The sequence below is a fragment of the Enterobacter sp. QK-SA4 genome, assembly GCF_056856775.1.
In genome coordinates, this window is the sequence record NZ_JBXFXH010000007.1 from 2219387 (window position 1) to 2235387 (window position 16001).

15 protein-coding genes are annotated in these 16001 nt (G+C 58.8%); 5 read left to right on the forward strand and 10 right to left on the reverse strand.

What is annotated here, in order from left to right:
- The first annotated feature begins 86 nt into the window (after window positions 1-86).
- Window positions 87-2186: an elongation factor G gene (gene fusA / locus AC1VYI_RS12120; protein ID WP_023311955.1), complete on the forward strand. Its 2100-nt coding sequence runs from the start codon at window positions 87-89 to the stop codon at window positions 2184-2186.
- A 34-nt stretch (window positions 2187-2220) separates the two neighbouring features.
- Here the strand turns inward: fusA and AC1VYI_RS12125 are convergent, their stop codons facing one another.
- Window positions 2221-2793: a flavin reductase family protein gene (locus AC1VYI_RS12125; RefSeq protein ID WP_029741093.1), complete on the reverse strand. Its 573-nt coding sequence runs from the start codon at window positions 2791-2793 to the stop codon at window positions 2221-2223.
- 108 nt (window positions 2794-2901) lie between these two features.
- Here AC1VYI_RS12125 and nhoA point away from each other — a divergent pair, with 108 nt between their 5' ends.
- Window positions 2902-3747, forward strand: a complete 846-nt coding sequence (nhoA, locus tag AC1VYI_RS12130) for an N-hydroxyarylamine O-acetyltransferase (protein WP_134866145.1) — start codon at window positions 2902-2904, stop codon at window positions 3745-3747.
- A 39-nt stretch (window positions 3748-3786) separates the two neighbouring features.
- On the opposite strand, the gene AC1VYI_RS12135 is transcribed toward nhoA, so the two are convergent.
- The gene (locus AC1VYI_RS12135) at window positions 3787-4380 is read right to left on the reverse strand and encodes a TetR family transcriptional regulator (protein WP_045399983.1); all 594 of its coding nucleotides are present in this window, start codon (window positions 4378-4380) and stop codon (window positions 3787-3789) included.
- Between the two features lie 116 nt (window positions 4381-4496).
- On the opposite strand from AC1VYI_RS12135, the gene AC1VYI_RS12140 reads away from it, so the two are divergent.
- On the forward strand, window positions 4497-5984 hold the full coding sequence (locus AC1VYI_RS12140) for an MFS transporter (protein WP_134866146.1): 1488 nt from the start codon (window positions 4497-4499) through the stop codon (window positions 5982-5984).
- Window positions 5985-6061: 77 nt separating this feature from the next.
- Window positions 6062-7945: a potassium transporter Kup gene (locus tag AC1VYI_RS12145; protein ID WP_134866147.1), complete on the forward strand. Its 1884-nt coding sequence runs from the start codon at window positions 6062-6064 to the stop codon at window positions 7943-7945.
- Between the two features lie 39 nt (window positions 7946-7984).
- On the opposite strand, the gene AC1VYI_RS12150 is transcribed toward AC1VYI_RS12145, so the two are convergent.
- From AC1VYI_RS12150 to AC1VYI_RS12180, 7 genes are read right to left on the reverse strand one after another with little or no spacing between them, the layout of a single operon-like run.
- Window positions 7985-9211 carry a Zn-dependent hydrolase gene (locus AC1VYI_RS12150; RefSeq protein WP_226483851.1) on the reverse strand — a complete coding sequence of 409 codons (1227 nt, stop codon included), beginning with the start codon at window positions 9209-9211 and terminating at the stop codon, window positions 7985-7987.
- Window positions 9208-9690: an L-2-amino-thiazoline-4-carboxylic acid hydrolase gene (locus tag AC1VYI_RS12155; protein WP_134866148.1), complete on the reverse strand. Its 483-nt coding sequence runs from the start codon at window positions 9688-9690 to the stop codon at window positions 9208-9210. The genes AC1VYI_RS12150 and AC1VYI_RS12155 overlap by 4 nt, the downstream gene beginning before the upstream one ends.
- An 18-nt stretch (window positions 9691-9708) precedes the next feature.
- A complete protein-coding gene (locus AC1VYI_RS12160) occupies window positions 9709-10851 on the reverse strand; it encodes a branched-chain amino acid ABC transporter substrate-binding protein (protein ID WP_134866149.1) in 1143 nt (380 codons plus the stop codon).
- 28 nt (window positions 10852-10879) lie between these two features.
- Complete coding sequence (locus tag AC1VYI_RS12165; protein WP_134866150.1) at window positions 10880-11599, reverse strand: ABC transporter ATP-binding protein; 720 nt, start codon at window positions 11597-11599, stop codon at window positions 10880-10882.
- Window positions 11592-12359: an ABC transporter ATP-binding protein gene (locus AC1VYI_RS12170; protein ID WP_039262838.1), complete on the reverse strand. Its 768-nt coding sequence runs from the start codon at window positions 12357-12359 to the stop codon at window positions 11592-11594. Before AC1VYI_RS12170 ends, AC1VYI_RS12165 begins: the two co-directional genes overlap by 8 nt.
- Window positions 12356-13462: a branched-chain amino acid ABC transporter permease gene (locus tag AC1VYI_RS12175; protein WP_226483849.1), complete on the reverse strand. Its 1107-nt coding sequence runs from the start codon at window positions 13460-13462 to the stop codon at window positions 12356-12358. Before AC1VYI_RS12175 ends, AC1VYI_RS12170 begins: the two co-directional genes overlap by 4 nt.
- A gap of 8 nt (window positions 13463-13470) precedes the next feature.
- On the reverse strand, window positions 13471-14421 hold the full coding sequence (locus AC1VYI_RS12180; RefSeq protein WP_134866152.1) for a branched-chain amino acid ABC transporter permease: 951 nt from the start codon (window positions 14419-14421) through the stop codon (window positions 13471-13473).
- A gap of 170 nt (window positions 14422-14591) precedes the next feature.
- On the opposite strand from AC1VYI_RS12180, the gene AC1VYI_RS12185 reads away from it, so the two are divergent.
- Window positions 14592-15536, forward strand: coding sequence for a LysR substrate-binding domain-containing protein (locus AC1VYI_RS12185; protein WP_045399962.1), 945 nt, complete (start codon window positions 14592-14594; stop codon window positions 15534-15536).
- Here the strand turns inward: AC1VYI_RS12185 and AC1VYI_RS12190 are convergent.
- Window positions 15526-15966, reverse strand: a complete 441-nt coding sequence (locus tag AC1VYI_RS12190) for a GFA family protein (protein ID WP_045399961.1) — start codon at window positions 15964-15966, stop codon at window positions 15526-15528. The genes AC1VYI_RS12185 and AC1VYI_RS12190 overlap by 11 nt on opposite strands.
- Between the last annotated feature and the right edge of the window lie 35 nt (window positions 15967-16001).

The window sequence follows — 16001 nt, forward strand, 5'->3', positions numbered from 1 at the left end:
TCGTACAATAGGACTATTATAGCAAACGAACGAATGCACGACCATCCTGGTCGTCACAGACAAGTCATAAGACTTAAGGAAATATCATGCCCCGACCCATCCCACTCGAACGTTATCGCAACATCGGTATCTCCGCGCATATCGATGCCGGTAAAACCACCACCACTGAGCGCATCCTGTTTTACACCGGGATGAGCCACAAGCTGGGTGAAGTACACGATGGCGCGGCAACCACTGACTGGATGGCGCAGGAGCAAGAGCGCGGGATCACCATCACCTCCGCAGCCGTCAGCTGCTTCTGGCCGGGTATGGACAGAGGCTATGAGCCGCACCGGATTAACATCATCGACACCCCGGGGCACGTGGATTTCACCATTGAGGTGGAACGTTCCATGCGCGTACTCGACGGCGCCGTGATGGTGTATGACTCCGTGGGAGGCGTGCAGCCGCAGTCGGAAACCGTCTGGCGTCAGGCCAATAAATATCACGTTCCGCGACTGGCCTTCGTCAACAAAATGGACCGTGCGGGTGCCGATTTCTTCCGCGTCGTGCGGATGATGCAGGAGCGCCTGAAGGCCAATCCGGTGCCGATTGTCATCCCGGTGGGCGCAGAAGATCATTTCACCGGCGTGGTGGATCTCATCAAGATGCGCACCATTCTGTGGGACGACGCGACGCAGGGCATGGTGTTTACCTATGCGCCCGTGCCGGACGATTTGGTCAGTACCGCCCAGGAATGGCGGGAAAAAATGGTCTCTGCGGCGGCGGAAGCCAGCGATGAACTGATGGATAAGTACCTGGAAACGGGCGACCTGACGGAAGCGGAAATTATCAAAGGGCTGCGTATTCGCACCATCTCGGGTGAAATTCAGCCGATGCTGTGCGGCAGCGCGTTCAAAAACAAAGGCGTGCAGCGCATGCTCGATGCGGTCATTGAGCTCATGCCGTCGCCGCTGGACGTGCCGGCCATTGATGGCGTGGATGAAAAAGGGCAGCACGCGGAGCGTCATCCGAGCGATGATGAGCCGTTCTCGGCCCTGGCGTTCAAGCTGATGAGCGATCCGTACGTCGGGCAACTGACCTTTATCCGCGTGTACTCTGGCGTGCTGCGCAAAGGCGACGCGGTGTACAACCCGGTGAAAGGGAAGAAAGAGCGCATCGGGCGTATCGTGCTGATGCATGCCAACGATCGTCACGAGGTGGACGAACTGCGCGCCGGAGACATCGCGGCCTGCGTTGGGCTGAAGGATGTGACTACCGGCGACACGCTCACCGATCCTAATGCCGTGATCACGCTTGAACGCATGGAGTTCCCGGACCCGGTTATCTCGCTGGCGATCGAGCCGAAAACTAAGGCCGATCAGGAGAAAATGGGGATCGCGCTGCAGCGTCTGGCGGCGGAAGATCCATCGTTTCGCCTGCATACTGACGAAGAGTCCGGCCAGACCATTATCTCCGGGATGGGTGAGCTACACCTTGAGATCATCGTCGATCGCATGAAGCGTGAGTTTGGCGTCGAGGCCAATATTGGCCGCCCACAGGTAACCTACCGTGAAACCCTGCGTAAAACGGTGAAGGATATCGAAGGTAAATTTGTTCGTCAGTCCGGCGGTAAAGGGCAGTACGGCCATGTGGTGCTGAGCCTGGAACCGCTGGAGCCCGGAAGTGGCTTTAAATTTGAAGATGCCACCAAGGGCGGCGTGGTGCCGCGCGAGTACATCCCGTCCGTTGAGAAAGGGCTGCGGGAAGCGATGAACAGCGGCGTGCTGGCGGGCTATCCGGTCGTTGATGTCAAAGCGACGCTGACGTTTGGCTCGTATCACGACGTCGACTCCTCGGAGATGGCGTTCCGCATGGCGGCGATCCTCGGCTTTAAAGAGGGCGCCCGCAGGGCGGACCCGGTGATCCTTGAGCCGATCATGCACGTGGAGGTGGAAACGCCGGAAGAGTACGCCGGTAACATCATGGGCGATCTCTCTTCCCGCCGCGGCATGGTGCAGGGGATGGCGGAACAGTACGGAAGCCAGATTATTCGCGCTGACGTGCCGCTGGCAGAGATGTTTGGTTATGCCACGACATTGCGCTCGATGTCCCAGGGACGCGCGACGTATACGATGGAGTTCCATCATTTTGCGGAAGCCCCGCGGAATGTTGCGGATGAGATTATTGCGCGGCGTGCGAAGTAATACGGTTACCCTCTCCCTGTAGGGGGAGGGTTTCTCAATCCGGTGCCTTCACCATTTTTCCGCTCGCCACAAACGTCCCGGCCCCAAGATGATGCAGCGTATTCAGCTTATCCCCGTCAAACTGCCAGCGCCCGGCGATAAACGCGCGTTCATCGGCTGCCGCTGAAACCACTTCACCAAACAGCGTATCGTATTTTTCTGCCGCTGAGGTGACGGGTAATAACCGACACTCCATCCACGCCAGACATTTTTCTTCTATCACCGGCAGGCCAAGTTCAGGACCGTTCACGACCGGGATCCCGTAGCAGTTAAATTTGTCCTCATCGCGCCCGCTGACGCTACCGACCGCGTATGTCCAGTTGGCCGCCGCCACGCCGGGGATGACGATGCCAAACTTCCCGCTGCGCTCAATCAGCTCGCGCGACCAGGTGCTTTTATCCACGACTATTGCGATGCGCGGCGGTTCAAACTCAACGGGCATTGACCATGCGGCGGCCATCACGTTGCGTCTGTCGAGGCTTTCATCCCGACTGGTGATAAGCACAGTAGGGCCGTGGTTCAGCAGACGGCTGGCATGACGTAATTCAACAGGGCGAAAGTGGCTCATAGGATCTCCTCATCTACACCGATGAGTATGACGAAAAAGCACGTAAATCAAAGTGGATGCGTAAAATTAGTTTATAAACAGAACATCTCAATCAAAGGAAACTGATGCATGTCCCCATTTCTGACCGCCTATTTTGCCCGCACCGGCTGGGCGCAACCGACGCGGGTGGATATCGATACCCTGCGCGCGCTGCATTTACATCACAACTGTGCGATCCCTTTTGAGAATATTGATGTTGTTCTGCCTCGCGAAATCCAGCTTGACGATCGGTGCCTGGTCGACAAGCTGGTCACCGCACGTCGCGGAGGGTACTGCTTTGAGCAAAACGGCCTGTTCGAGCGCGTCCTGCGTGAAGTCGGGTTTACGGTGCGTAGCGTGCTGGGGCGCGTGGTATTAGCGAATCCGCCGCAAATGCCGCCGCGCACGCACCGCCTGCTGCTGGTTGAGCTTAACGGTGAGCGCTGGATTGCCGACGTCGGCTTTGGAGGCCAGACGCTGACGGCGCCGATTCGCTTGCTCGCTAATGAAGAACAGGAGACGCCGCACGGGCTGTATCGTCTGCTGAGCGAGGGGAACGACTGGGTGCTGCAGTTCCGGCACCACGAGCACTGGCAGTCGATGTACCAGTTTGACCTGACGACGCAGTATTTCAGCGATTACGTGATGGGGAACTTCTGGTCGGCGCACTGGCCGCAGTCGCATTTCCGCCATCATCTGTTGATGTGTCGCCATCTGCCGGAGGGCGGCAAGCTGACGCTAACCAACTTCAACTTTACCCACTGGCAGAATGGCCATGTGGAGGAGCAGATCCATCTTCCCAACGCTGCGGCGCTATACCAGCTAATGCAGGAGCGCTTTGGTCTTGGGGTTGACGATCCGAAGCACGGCTTTACACTGTCAGAATTGACGGCGGTGATGGCAGGGTTTGATACACATCCTCAGGCCGGGAAATAATACGCAGGCCGGGTAAGGCGTCGCCGCTACCCGGCAACATCACTGCTTAGACGGCGTATTAAACAACTCGAGCGTGATTAATTTATCAAGATGGTTGTTAAAGGCGGCTTCGTCCATTTCGGGCATGTTTAAGATATACATTCCGTCAAGACCGCACACCAGACCAATCAAGCGCCAGGCAATATTTTCCGCCCGATCGCCCGGATTTAATGCCCCGGCCTCCGTTCCCGCTTTGATAAGCGCCACCGTTTCCTGGTGCCACATCTCCATGGTCATCACATAGGCGCCTTTGATGTCGGCATCGCGGCTGGCCAGGATCTGCGCCTCACGCCACAGGCGAATATAGGGCTCAAACCTCCCGTCATCGCTGCCGAGCATGGCATGAAGCTGTTCCCGCCAGCCGGCCTGTTTACCCGCGACATCCGCATCCAGCAGCTCGCGAATTAGCCGTACGAAGGCCAGCGATTTTAGTTCGCCGCCGGACGTAAAATGATGATGTACCTGGCCGGTGGCGACTCCGGCCTCGGCGGCAATACGGCGTACCGTCATTGCCGCCAGTCCTTCAGCCAGCGCCACGCGCATGGCGGCCTGTAAGATGGCTTCCCGCCGTTCATCCTTGCTCAGGTATCGCATGTTTACTCACTCTCAATGGGAATGAAACGAGTGTAACAAAAAGCTGGACATGCGTTCAACTTTACGTAGGATCGCATCCTGGACATGTGTCCATGTTTTAAAAGAAAAGGAAATTTATGTTTCGTCAGTGGTTAGCGTTAGTGATTATCGTGCTGGTGTATATCCCGGTGGCGATCGACGCGACGGTGCTGCACGTGGCGGCGCCGACATTGAGCATGACGCTGGGCGCCAGCGGCAATGAATTGCTGTGGATCATCGATATTTACTCGCTGGTGATGGCGGGAATGGTGCTGCCGATGGGCGCCCTGGGTGACCGCATTGGTTTTAAACGACTGCTCATGATTGGCAGCACGCTGTTTGGCCTGTCGTCGCTGGCGGCAGCGTTTGCCCCGTCAGCAGGGTGGCTGATTGCGGCGCGCGCCTCGCTGGCAATCGGCGCGGCGATGATTATTCCGGCCACGCTGGCTGGCATCCGCACGCTGTTTATCGACGCGCGGGATCGTAACATTGCGCTCGGCGTCTGGGCTGCGGTGGGCTCCGGTGGCGCGGCGTTTGGCCCGCTGATTGGCGGTATGCTGCTCGAGCATTTTTACTGGGGATCGGTGTTTTTAATCAACGTGCCGATCGTGCTGGTGGTGGTTTCGCTGGCAGCGCGTTTGGTGCCTCCTCAGAAGGGGCGTCAGGAGCAGCCGCTGAATATCAGCCATGCCATTATGCTGATTGTGGCGATTTTGCTGCTGGTCTACAGTGCGAAAACCGCGCTAAAAGGCGTTCTGTCACCGTGGGTGGTCGCGTCCGCGCTGGTGACCGGCTCGGTGCTGCTGTTTATCTTCGTGCGTATTCAGCTCCGCGCCCGCGTGCCGATGATCGACATGCGTCTGTTCTGCCATCGCATCATTTTAAGCGGCGTGGTGATGGCGATGACCGCCATGATTGCCCTGGTCGGGTTTGAGCTGCTGATGGCCCAGGAGCTGCAGTTTGTTCATGGCTTTACGCCGTTTGAAGCGGGAATGTTCATGCTGCCGCTGATGGTGGCGAGCGGGTTTAGCGGACCGATCGCGGGTGTGCTGGTGGGTCGTCTCGGTCTGCGCATTGTGGCGGCTGGCGGAATGGGGCTCAGCGCCGTCAGCTTTATCGGCCTGTCGATGCTCGACTTCAGCACGCAGCAGCTGCTGGCTTCTGCCCTGATGGTTCTGCTCGGCTTCAGCGCCGCCAGCGCGCTGCTGGCCTCGACCTCGGCGATTATGGCCGCTGCGCCGAAAGAGAAGGCCGCCGCGGCAGGGGCGATTGAAACCATGTCCTATGAGCTGGGCGCCGGGCTGGGGATCGCCATCTTTGGTCTGCTGTTGACCCGCAGCTTCTCGGCGTCGATTGACCTGCCGCAGGGGCTGAACGCCTCGCTCGCAGATAAAGCCTCGTCATCCATTGGTGAGGCGATGAAGGTGGCGCAGGATCTGACCCCGACGCTGGCGGAGTCGGTGATTGAGGCGGCGAAAAGCGCGTTTATCACTTCGCACAGCGTGGCGCTGGGCTGCGCGGGCGGAATGCTGCTGCTGTTGGCAGTGGGGATCTGGTTTAGCCTGGCGAAGGCCAAGCCGCAGTAATACAGGGCGCGCGGTTGGCGCGGGTGGGGCAGATGGGCTATGTTTTTTAAAGGATTATCTGACTCTTGCTGGAAAATATGAGCCCTCGCCACAGCAGTGAACCGTCCCAACCGCTCTCCCGGTTAACCCTGCTTGCAGGAGGCGCGCTGGGCGTCGTTTTTGGTGATATCGGCACCAGCCCGCTCTATACCTTCCGCACGGTGCTGTCGCTCTCTGAGCATGACCCTACGCCCGGCGTCATCCTGGGCCTGCTCTCCCTGATTACCTGGACACTCATCCTGGTAACGTCCATAAAATATGCCGCCTTTGCCATGCGAATTGATAATCATGGCGAGGGGGGCATCATGGCCTTAATGTCGCTTCTGGTGGAGAAAGGCAAAGGCGGGCGCTGGGTTATTTTTGCCGCCCTGATTGGCGCAGCGCTGATTTACGGTGACGGCGCGATAACCCCGGCAATCTCCGTGCTTTCTGCTCTTGAAGGGCTGGAGATGGTCATTCCTGAATCTCAGCCGTACATATTGCCCCTGACGGTGGCGGTCCTGCTGGCGCTGTTTCTTCTTCAGCCTTTTGGTACTGCTCGCATAGGGAAAATATTTGGCCCGGTTATGGCGGTTTGGTTTTTGGCGATTGCTGCGCTGGGCGTGCGGGGGATCGTTCAACATCCCTCGGTATTGCTGGCCCTCAACCCTGCGTACGGCATCGCGTTTTTGTTTTCGAACGGGTACACCAGTTTTCTGGTCCTGGGCGGCGTTTTTCTCTGCGTGACGGGTGCCGAGGCCCTGTATGCAGACATGGGGCATTTTGGCAAAAAGCCCATCTGGCTTGCCTGGTACGGCATCGTCTTTCCTTCGCTGCTGCTCAACTATGCCGGCCAGTCAGCGCTGATTCTGGCCGGTGCCGACAGCAAGCAAAACCTTTTCTACACGCTCTGTCCGCCTGTGCTCCAGGTTCCGCTCATCATTCTTGCCGCGCTGGCGACGATAATCGCCAGTCAGGCGATTATCACCGGCGCTTTTTCCATGACGCGCCAGGCCATACAGCTTGGCTGGTTACCCCGATTACGCATCAAGCAGACGGCGGCGGAAAGCTACGGTCAGATTTATATCGGGATAATCAACTGGCTGCTGATGGGGGTAACCATCGGGCTGGTGGTGTTCTTTAAATCCTCCGATAAGCTCGCCGCCGCGTACGGCATTGCCGTGTCGTTAACCATGCTGATGACCACGGGGCTGCTGTTTGTGGCAATGCGCGAAGTGTGGCGCTGGAGCCTGGCCAGCAGCGCGGTGATTGCCCTCTGCTTCCTGGTGATTGATGCCACCTTCTTATTTGCCAATCTGATTAAGGTCCTGGAGGGCGGCTATATTCCGCTGCTGATGGCCGCAGCGATTTGTACGGTGATGCTGATCTGGCACCGCGGCGTTAAGGCGGTATCCGCATCGGTGGGCGAGAAGGGCGTCAGCGTGGATGCGTTCTTTGCCCAGCTTCAGCAAAAGACGGTGCCAAGAGTGGCTGGCTCCGCCGTCTTTTTGACCCGGACACAGAACAATATTCCGCCGGTCATGCGCTGGCACGTCGCGCGAAACCGGGCGCTTCAGCAGGACGTGTTGTCGCTTACCATTGATATTCTGAATGTTCCCTACGTGGGGGAAGAACAACGCATCAGGGTAGAGCAGCGTGCGCCGGGCTACTGGCACGGCGTGGCGCAGTATGGTTTTATGGAACATCCGGACATCCCGCGTTTGTTGCAGGGGGTCAGCGAGATTAACGCGCTTTTTGCCACGGACGACGCCACCTGGTATGTCGGGCATGAAACCATTGTGGCAGGCGAGGGTGAGGGAGGCATGGCGGCCTGGCAACGGCACATCTTTGCGTTCATGAAGCGCAACTGTACGCACGTCATTAACCACTATCACCTTCCCAGCGATCGGGTTGTCGAAATCAGCCGACGCGTTGCCGTGTAGATTCTGGCGAAAGCAGAGCTCGTCTGCTTTCGCACCGTTCTATTTCTCAAGGGCCGCGGACAGGACGCTATGCAATAGCACATTCGCCCCTTTCTCCGACCACTCCGGCAGGATCCTCTCCGCTTCGTTATGGCTGATGCCTTTCACGCAGGGGATAAAGATCATGCTGGCGGGCGCCATTTTGCTGACATAGCAGGCGTCGTGTCCCGCACCGGAGACCATCGGTTTCGACGAATAGCCCAGTTCCGCCACGGCCTTCTCCGAACGCGCCAGGCATTCGGCATCAAACGCGATGGGTGCGTAGTCAAAAATGCGCTCAACGGCAGCAGCGACGCCGCGCAGGCTGAGGCTTTCAGCAACCTTATGCAGCGCCGCTTCCATGGCTTCCAGAGCCGCCTGCGCCGGATGGCGAAACTCAACGCTGCATTCCACGCGAGACGGCACGACGTTGCGCGAGTTTGGCGTAACCTTCGCCATACCGATCGTCGCGCGTCCGTCCGGCGCATGCCGGTAGCCAATCTCTTCTACCTTCAGCGCCAGCTCGGCAAAGGCGGTCAGCGCGTCGCGGCGGCTGTGCATCGGCGTCGTTCCTGCATGGGCGGCAAATCCGTCCAGCGTCAGGGTAAACCAGCGCTGGCCCATTGCCGCGCGGACTAACCCGATATCGATGGCTTCATCTTCCAGGATCGGACCCTGTTCGATGTGCAGTTCGTAGCAGGCGTGAACGGGAAACGAACGGGCAGGGGTTTCACCCCGGTAGCCAATGCTCTCCAGCGCTTCGCCCACGGTAGTGCCTTCGTTATCCGCGCGGGCATGCGCGTACGCTTCGCTAAACTGTCCCGTCCAGACCCCTGAAGAGAGCATGGCCGGCGCAAAGCGCGCGCCTTCTTCGTTAGTCCAGTTCACCAGCACAACGTCACGTTCAGTTTCAACGTTATGGTCGTTAAGGGTTCGCAGCAGCTCCAGCCCGGCCAGCACGCCGTAAACCCCGTCGTAGTTACCGCCCAGCGGCTGGGTATCCACATGTGAACCCGTCATGACCGGGGCAAGCTGCGGGTTTTTCCCCGCGCGACGGATAAACATATTGCCCATGCTGTCGACGTCGCAGGTGAAACCCGCGTCCAGCGCCCAGTCGCGCAGCAGGTTACGCGCAATACGATCTTCCTCGCTCAGCGCCAGACGGGTCACGCCGCCGGCGGGCGTGCCGCCGATCTGCGCCATCATCTCAAGCGTTGACCACAGCCGTTCGGCGTTGACGCGGATCATGGCTTGTCCTTGCTGCTGCGGTAGCGGAAATCACAGCACGCACCGCCCTGCATGATGGTGGTGGTGCGGGTTAGCTCAACGTCCGGCGCATAGCCAACGATGAATTTTTCATCCCGCGCGCAGGAGAGCAGATGACCAATCTCGCCCAGCCCCATTTCGTGGTACATCTCCGCGTAGCGACAGCGGGTCACGTTGTAGTTGTACTGCTGGTCGTCGGCGTCGATCACCTTCACGTCAAGCGCGTTATCTTTTTCCCACAGATACTGCAGGGCGATGAAGCTCTTTACGTCCGTGCCGTTGGGTTCTTTGCTGGCAAACGCTTTGCCAGCGTCAATCGCGGCCTGCTCAATGGCCTCGCCAATGACCGCCTGGGCGCGGGTTTTCCCTATCTCGCGCACCAGGATTTCATAAATTGGCTTTATAATTTCTGCTTCAATTTTGCGGCGGGCGAGAATGCCCAGCTCGTTATTATCACTCATCACATTGCCCTCGCTGCGTTACTTCGCTTTTGCGCCACCCAGCACGGTTTGCGGCTGCCATTTGCCGTCGACAACTTTGTAAACGGTGAAGGACGGCGATTTCAGGTTACCTTCTTTATCAAACGCGATCTGGCCGGTGACGCCGGAGTAGCTGATGGCGCGCAGGGCGGGCAGATAGTCGGACGGCTCAACGGAGTCTGCTTTTTCCATCGCCGCAACCAGCACGCGGGTGGCGTCATAGGCGAACGGGGCGTGCAGTTCGATATGGGTGTGGTAGCGCGACTGGTAGGCCTGTTCGAATGCCTTTCCACCCGGCATCTGGTCAACGGGCAGACCCGGCTCCAGCGCGACCACGCCTTCGCCTTCTTTCTGCGCCAGCTGCAGGAACGTCTGGCTGACAAATCCGCCTGCGCCCATCAGGGTGGCGTTCGTGCCCAGCTGTTTGATACGACGCGCCAGCGGTGCGGCCTGGCTGTCGACGCCGCCGAAGAAGATCAGATCGGCGTTTTTACTGCGGATGGCGGTCAGCACGGCGCTGAAGTCCACCGTTTTGTCATCAACGTACTGACGATCGACAACCTTCACGCCCTGCGCTTCAAGCGATTTAATAAACTGGTCCGCCAGTCCCTGACCAAAGGCGGTACGGTCGTCGATCACCGCAATGCGTTTGGCTTTCAGCGTATTAACCGCGTACTGACCGGCTAGCTGACCGCCGTCGTCGTCGTGGCCCATCACGCGGAAGCTGGTATCAAAACCCTGTTTGGTATAGGCGTGACCGGTCGCGACCGGTGCCACTTGGGCGATGCCCGCATCGTGATAGACGCGTGCGGCTGGAATACTGGTGCCCGTGTTCCAGTGGCCGACAACGCCCGCCACGCCGCTATCTACCAGACGCTGCGCAACGGCCACGGCGGTGCGCGGGTCGGACTGTAGTTTGAAGGTCACCGCTTTGCCGCCGATGGTCGGGTGCTGCTTGTTAATGTCGTCAATGGCCAGCTGCGCGCCGTTCTCCAGATCCTTACCGATACGGGCAGACGGGCCGGTGAGCGGGCCCGCGAGACCGATAACCACGGTTTCGCTGTCAGCGGCCCACGCGGCCGTCGAGGCAAAACTGCCGAGGAGGATAGCGGCGCTGAGCGCACTGATTTTTACTGTTTTCATTGTATTTCCCTGATGTTGGCTGGTGTGGTTAAACGGGCATTTCGCCCAAATAAATCTGTGCAATCTGGTCGTCATTGAGCAGCGCTTTCGATTCGCCATGATGAACAATGCTGCCGCTGTCCATCACCCACGCGCTGTCGGTGACTTCCAGCGCGAGACGGGCGTTTTGTTCGATGAGCAGCAGGGCAACGCCGCGCTCGCGCAGGCCGGCAATGACGGCAAAAATGTTTTCAACCATCTTCGGCGCGAGGCCCATCGAGGGTTCGTCGAGGATCAGCAGGCGCGGGCGGCTGAGCAGGGCGCGGTTAAGGGCCAGCAGCTGTTGCTCGCCGCCGGACAGCAGCCCGGCAAGCTGATGCTGGCGCTCGCCCAGGCGCGGGAAGCGCTCGAAGATCTCGTTCATCTCGCGCCTGACGGTGACAGTGTCACGCCTGAGCCAGGCACCCATCTGCAGGTTTTCCAGCACCGTCATTCGGGAGAAGATCCCCCGGCCTTCCGGGACCATCACCAGCCCGTCGCGAAGCAGGGTCTCCGGGCTCTGTTTACGCACCGCTTTACCGTTGAATTCAATACGGCCGCTAAAGTTTTCCAGCCCGGTAATGGCGCGCACGGTGGAGCTTTTCCCCGCGCCGTTCGCGCCGATCAGCGTAGCCTGTTCGCCCTCGTGCAGGGTAAAAGAGACATCGCGTACGGCCTGAATGCCGCCGTAATGCACGTCCACACGTTCCACCTTCAGTAATTCAGACATGGGCGTTGCCTCCAAGCCAGGCGGCGATCACTGCCGGGTCTCGACGCACGCTCTCCGGCGTGCCGCTGGCGAGCGTTTTGCCGTAATCAAGCACCGTCAGGCGATCGCAGATGCCCATCACCAGCTTGACGTCATGTTCAATCATCAGCAGGGTTTTGCCGTCATCGCGCAGTCGGATAAGCAGCTCGCCGAGCGCCACTTTTTCCGCCGCGTTCATCCCGGCGGCGGGTTCGTCCAGCGCCAGCAGCAGCGGATCTGTTGCCAGCGCGCGGGCAATCTCCAGACGGCGCTGATGACCATAGGCCAGATCGCAGGCGCGGTAGTGGGCGAACTTCGCAATGCCGGTGTACTCCAGCCAGTGCCAGGCCAGTTCTCGAGTCTGTTTCTCTTCTTCGCGAGCTCGTTTGTGACGGCTCAGCGCGGCCCACAGGCCGTTACGGGTGCGCACGTGGCGGCCCACCATCACGTTTTCCAGCACCGACATGTCGTTAAAGAGGCGCACATTCTGGAAGGTGCGTGCGATCCCGGCGGCGGTGACTTTCTCAATGTGCTTTGGGAAATAGGGCTTGTCGGCAATTGAAAATTCACCGCTGTCCGCCGGATAAAGCCCGGTGATCAGGTTAAAACAGGTGGTTTTTCCCGCCCCGTTAGGACCAATCAGGCCGTAGATCTCGCCCTTGTTCACGGCGATCGAAACGTCATCCACGGCGGTAAGCCCGCCGAAGCGTTTGGACATGTTGCGTACGGTTAACAGACTCATGTATTCACCTCCTTGTGGCGTACCGGCCAGATCCCGGCAGGACGCACCAGCATGACCAGCACCAGCGCCAGGCCGTAGAACAGCTGACGCAGCACTTCCGGGTCAATCAGTACCGTACCGAACAGCGCCTGCTGAACCGGAGCTGCCTGACTGCGCAGCAGTTCCGGCAGGGCGGTAAGCAGTACCGCGCCGAGGATCACGCCCGGAATGTGTCCCATCCCGCCCAGCACCACCATCGCCAGCACGGCAATGGATTCCTGTAACGTGAAGGACTCCGGGGAGACAAAGCCCTGAAACGCGCCGAACAGGGCACCCGCCACGCCGCCAAAAGAGGCACCCATCGCAAAGGCCAGCAGCTTATAGTTACGCACGTTGATGCCCATCGCGCGGGCCACATCCTCATCTTCACGGATGGCGTGCCAGGCGCGACCAATACGGGAATGCTGCAGACGCAGGCAGACAAAAATAATCGCCACAATCACCAGCATCAGCAGGTAGTACCACAGCCACAGGGCGGGCACTTTGAAACCTAACCAGTGGTATACGCCGCTAAACTTCAGGCCGAACAGATTCAGCGTATCCACCCCGGTAATGCCCTTCGCACCGTTGGTGATGTTCACCGGACGGTCGAGGTTGCGTATCAGGATGCGGATGATTTCGCCAAAGCCGAGGGTCACTATCGCCAGGTAGTCCCCGCGCAGCTTCAGCGTGGGAGCGCCCAGTAAAATGCCGCAGACCGCAGCGACGAGCGCCGCCAGCGGAATAATCAGCAGATATGAGGTGTGCAGCCCGTCCGGGAACCAGACGTTGAGGATCGGAAACACCTCCAGCAGGTGCGGCGAGGCCAACAGCGCGGCGAGATAGGCGCCGACCGCGTAAAAGGCGATAAAGCCCATGTCCAGCAGGCCGGTATAGCCCACCACAATATTGAGCCCCAGCGCCAGCATGATGTAGAGCAGGGCGAAGTCGATAACACGCACCCAGTAGTTGCCGCCAAGCTGCGTGGCCACCACGGGCGCAACCAGCAGCGCGAGGCAAAAAAGCGTCATGCCTGACCAGAATTTGCGCGTCGCCGCCGGGGTTTGTAGTTGAAGCGTTGTCATTGTTTCCCTCACGCCCTGTGCGCTACGCGCTCGCCCAGCAGGCCTGCCGGACGGAAGACCAGCACCAGAATCAGAACCATGAAGGCAAAGACGTCCTGATAGTTGCTGCCGAAGACGCCGTGGGTCAGTTCACCCAGGTAACCTGCGCCCAGCGCTTCGATAATGCCGAGCAGGATCCCGCCAATCATGGCGCCACGAATGTTGCCAATGCCCCCCAGCACGGCGGCGGTAAAGGCTTTGATCCCGGGCAAAAAGCCCATCGAGAAGCTGGCGTTGCCGTAGTTGCTCGCCATCATGACGCCTGCCAGCGCGGCGAACACGCCGCCAATGGCGAACGTCAGGGTAATAATGGCATTGGGGTTAACCCCCATCAGCGTGGCAACGCGCGGGTTTTCCGCCACGGCGCGCATGCCCCGGCCCAGGCGGGTGTATTCCACCAATAGCCACAGCCCGGTCATCACCGCCAGCGCCAGGACAACGGTGACGATACCCGTGACAGTGACAATGGCAGGGGGATGTATGTCACTTCCTGACGTCACGGCGATCGGTTCCATGGGCAGGATCTGCGGGAACATCAGCGGGTTGCGCGTCCAGATGATCATCGCCACGGTTTGTAGCAGGACCGAAACGCCGATGCCGGAGATAAGCGGCGCCAGGCGCGGGGCGTTGCGCAGTCGACGATAGGCAAAGCGCTCCACGGCCATTGCCAGCAGGGCGCAAACGGCCATGGCAATCACCAGGGCAACGCCAAGCTGCAACAGCAGCGGCATGTGAGGGAAAGTGGCGTTCAGGGCGTTAATGGAGGAAAGGGTGGTGAGCGCACCGACCATCAGAATATCGCCGTGAGCAAAGTTAATAATGCGCAAGATGCCATACACCATGGTATAGCCCAGCGCGATCAGCGCGTAAATGCTGCCCAGCATCACACCGTTGATCAGTTGTTGTATGAGTGTATCCAACGTCTGTTCCCGCAAAGTCTTTTTTCTGCGGCTACCATCCGATAAATGAATTAAATTGTAAAATACACATATATTATTTCTTATGATAAACCGCTATTGCTTTATCTTTATGATTTATATAAAGATAAAGCAATGGTATTTTCAGGTAAAAAGCCTAAAGAAATCAACATATGAATAAAACAGAACAATCGTCAGCTTTGTCTGCGTATGCAGACAGCCGTCTGGCAAACGACCCGCCGCTTCGCGCCGTCCGGGCCTTTGAGGCCATCGCCCGGCTGGGCAGCGTCACGCTGGCCGCGCAGGAACTGGATATCTCACCGTCGGCGGTCAGTCATCAGCTCAAGGTCCTCGAAGGGTATCTGCAAATGCCGCTGACGGAACGTCAGGGGCGCAGGCTGGTGCTGAGCCAGCACGGACGTGAATATTACCGCTCGATCCGTGCTGCGTTTAACGTGCTGCGCCAGGCAACGGAGCATCTGGCCGAGCAGGCGCAAACGCGTCAGGTCACCATCAGCCTGATCCCGCTTTTTGGCATGGGGTGGTTTATCCCGCGTCTGCCTGATTTTATGCGTGCCAACCCGCAGACCGAGATCAACGTTGTGTATGCCAACCATCGTAACTATCTGAGCGATGCGTCGGATATGTCGATTCGTTTTGGTAACGGCCAGTGGGCGGGCTATCAGAGCGAAAAGCTGATTTCCGGACAGATGGTGCCGGTGTGCAGCCGCGCGTTTTTGCGCATTCATGGCCATATCGATACGCCTGAGCAACTGCTGCAAATGCCGCTGCTGCATGATGAGGAGCGCACCAGCTGGCCGCAGTGGTTTCAGTTGCAGGGGGTAAAACGATCTCTGCGGCGCAGCGGCCCTTTGTTTGAAGACGGACTGTTGACGCTGGCGGGCGTACAGGCCGGGCTGGGCTGCGCGCTGATGCGCGAGCCGCTGATCGCGCCTTATCTTGAGAGCGGCGAGCTGGTTAAGATATTTGACTTACCCATTGACGACGGGCGCGACTATTATCTCTGCACGCGTGCCGATTCAGAGATGACCGAGGACGGTAAGCTGCTGCAAAACTGGCTTCGTCGGGCTGCAGGCGTCGAACCGCTTACGGCGTAAGCAGGCAGTGCTTATCAAGCGCTTCAATTTCCGAACCGCTGTAGCGTGCGTATTGCCCGGTCAGGCCAAAAAAAGCGGGCTGGGTTTCGGTGTAGATTTCCGCGGCGAGCACCAGCCGGCGTCGCTCATCTTCGCCCATCTCAAGCAGCGTCCAGGGAATGAAATAGCGCGACGTGGAGGTCAGTTTGAACCACAGCGGGCAGCCGCAGCCGGGACAGAACCAGCGTTCACCGCGCGCCGATGACGCGAAATGAGAAGGGGCGATAGAGTCTTGCTCAAGAAGCGGTTCGCCCTGCGGCTCAAGATACATGGCAATGCCGCCCGACCACTTCTGGCATTGGGTGCAGTGACATGCGTATACGTCAAAATTATTGAGGCTCACGCTGAACTGACTCATTCCGCACAAGCAGCGTCCTTTGAATATGTGCATGGCGTACTCCTTGTTGACGCCAGAAATCCGTATAA

Bases quoted from the DNA above. Each gene is read 5' to 3' on its own strand.
- fusA (WP_023311955.1), top strand. From the start codon at position 87: ATGCCCCGACCCATCCCACTCGAACGTTATCGCAACATCGGTATCTCC.
- AC1VYI_RS12125 (WP_029741093.1), bottom strand. From the start codon at position 2,793: ATGAGCCACTTTCGCCCTGTTGAATTACGTCATGCCAGCCGTCTGCTG.
- nhoA (WP_134866145.1), top strand. From the start codon at position 2,902: ATGTCCCCATTTCTGACCGCCTATTTTGCCCGCACCGGCTGGGCGCAA.
- AC1VYI_RS12135 (WP_045399983.1), bottom strand. From the start codon at position 4,380: ATGCGATACCTGAGCAAGGATGAACGGCGGGAAGCCATCTTACAGGCC.
- AC1VYI_RS12140 (WP_134866146.1), top strand. From the start codon at position 4,497: ATGTTTCGTCAGTGGTTAGCGTTAGTGATTATCGTGCTGGTGTATATC.
- AC1VYI_RS12145 (WP_134866147.1), top strand. From the start codon at position 6,062: ATGAGCCCTCGCCACAGCAGTGAACCGTCCCAACCGCTCTCCCGGTTA.
- AC1VYI_RS12150 (WP_226483851.1), bottom strand. From the start codon at position 9,211: ATGATCCGCGTCAACGCCGAACGGCTGTGGTCAACGCTTGAGATGATG.
- AC1VYI_RS12155 (WP_134866148.1), bottom strand. From the start codon at position 9,690: ATGAGTGATAATAACGAGCTGGGCATTCTCGCCCGCCGCAAAATTGAA.
- AC1VYI_RS12160 (WP_134866149.1), bottom strand. From the start codon at position 10,851: ATGAAAACAGTAAAAATCAGTGCGCTCAGCGCCGCTATCCTCCTCGGC.
- AC1VYI_RS12165 (WP_134866150.1), bottom strand. From the start codon at position 11,599: ATGTCTGAATTACTGAAGGTGGAACGTGTGGACGTGCATTACGGCGGC.
- AC1VYI_RS12170 (WP_039262838.1), bottom strand. From the start codon at position 12,359: ATGAGTCTGTTAACCGTACGCAACATGTCCAAACGCTTCGGCGGGCTT.
- AC1VYI_RS12175 (WP_226483849.1), bottom strand. From the start codon at position 13,462: ATGACAACGCTTCAACTACAAACCCCGGCGGCGACGCGCAAATTCTGG.
- AC1VYI_RS12185 (WP_045399962.1), top strand. From the start codon at position 14,592: ATGAATAAAACAGAACAATCGTCAGCTTTGTCTGCGTATGCAGACAGC.
- AC1VYI_RS12190 (WP_045399961.1), bottom strand. From the start codon at position 15,966: ATGCACATATTCAAAGGACGCTGCTTGTGCGGAATGAGTCAGTTCAGC.